This is a genomic window from Oleiphilus sp. HI0043, from assembly GCF_001634935.1.
The window spans coordinates 1-1,085 of the sequence record NZ_LWEY01001390.1 but is presented as its reverse complement, the minus strand read 5'-3'; the positions used below and the strand labels follow the sequence as shown (position 1 = coordinate 1,085).

The window sequence follows — 1,085 nt, the reverse complement described above, 5'->3', positions numbered from 1 at the left end:
TCGAAGATAGCATACTCAATGCCGGCTTAGCATTTGCCCGACAGAGCGATCAAAACTTGAACTATCGCTACACCGATCCTGATGACGGTTTGCTCTATAACTCCGAAAGACACTATGCCTATCGTGATCAAAGTGGCTTTATAAAATTGAGCGCTGGCAAAGTCGATACAGGACGTGTCGAGTTTTTTTCATACTACGCAAACTATTTGGCATCTGGTTTTCCAAGCACCGGCACCCAGTTCTTTACCCGTATTGATGATAATTTTGACGTGCAATCTACCAGCTTAACTGAAGATCGGGAACATTCAGGGCAAGATTCCAGCTTCTGGCTCGCAAGCTTATCTTACGATTACCAGCTTAGCGATAGCATTGAACTGGGCACTCAAATCTATCATTGGCAGAGTAAGCAAGAATGGTCATTTGACAATGCACGCTACCCGATAAGCCTCGTGTACGCGCCTAACGATATACCAATCACTTCTTTTGACTGTAAAGATGGAACCAATACGACCAATAACCCTCTTTACTGCCCTCACACACTCTATCAATCTACAAATGAGCAACGTAGTGGCGCGAAACTTCAGTTAAAAGGCAAATCGCCTGAAGCCTCAACGCAATGGGTTCTCGGTGCTGGTTATGACCGATTTATCGTCAACGGTAGCAACTACTCCCGGATCGACTTAAATGGCAGCACCCTTGTTGATCAAGACAACCCTTATAAGAATTCTAAACGACACATTAGGTATGCACTATTCCAAGCCAAGACAGGCTTATTTAATGACAAACTGCATGCTGTCTATGGTCTCAGAGCAGACGATTACTCAGATGTCGGCTCTCACCTTTCGCCAAGAGCAGGGCTCATTGTCAAAGTCAATGAAAACTATAGCTCCAAGCTTCTTTACGGCCACGCTTTTAGAGCGCCCACAGCAATTGAGAGATTTGGCTCTGTTCAGGCAATTGAAGCAAACGAGAGCATCAAACCAGAGGAAATTGATACGATTGAGTGGGTCAATCATTTTCTCGCTAATGACTATTCTACAGATTTAACTCTGTTTTCAAGTCGCTGGAAAGAAGGCATCGTTTTA

The 1,085-nt window shown here is 44.2% G+C and carries 1 protein-coding gene; it reads left to right on the top strand.

Annotated features, from left to right (window positions below):
- Positions 1–1,085, top strand: a 1,085-nt coding sequence (locus tag A3729_RS33250) for a TonB-dependent receptor domain-containing protein (RefSeq protein WP_197475925.1), incomplete at both ends; no start/stop codon positions are given.